Origin of the sequence: Pseudomonas sp. HMWF006 (genome assembly GCF_003061205.1) — a bacterium.
Lineage (GTDB): Bacteria > Pseudomonadota > Gammaproteobacteria > Pseudomonadales > Pseudomonadaceae > Aquipseudomonas > Aquipseudomonas monsensis.
Genome location: NZ_QAIU01000579.1, coordinates 2650 through 3067, shown reverse-complemented (window position 1 = coordinate 3067; position 418 = coordinate 2650). Strand labels below are relative to the sequence as shown.

The window sequence follows — 418 nt, the reverse complement described above, 5'->3', positions numbered from 1 at the left end:
TCGGTGCACTGACCATGGGCGCCGGTATCAGTGCCATGCACTACACCGGCATGGCGGCAATGCGCATGACACCGGGGATCGACTACGATCCGACGCTCTTCGGCGCATCGCTGTTGATTGCCGTCGGTGCAAGTGCCGTCGCGCTGTGGATCGCTTTCCGGCTGCGTCAGCATTCGCCCTATGTGCGCCTGATTCGCGCCGGGGCAGCGGTGATCATGGGCATCGCCATCGTCGGCATGCATTACACCGGCATGGCAGCAGCGCAGTTTCCCGAAGGCAGTTTCTGTGGCGCAACGCTCAATGGTCTCAAAGGCAATGGCGTTGACAGCCTGGTACTGATCACCACGCTGGCGGTGCTGTCGATTGCCTTGCTGACGTCGATTCTCGACGCTCGCCTTGAAGCGCGCACCGCCGATCT

The 418-nt window shown here is 62.0% G+C and carries 1 protein-coding gene; it reads left to right on the top strand.

Annotation, left to right across the window (positions count from 1 at the left end):
• Positions 1–418: MHYT domain-containing protein (locus DBR24_RS33960; RefSeq protein WP_305889146.1), on the top strand; the 418-nt coding region annotated here is incomplete at both ends.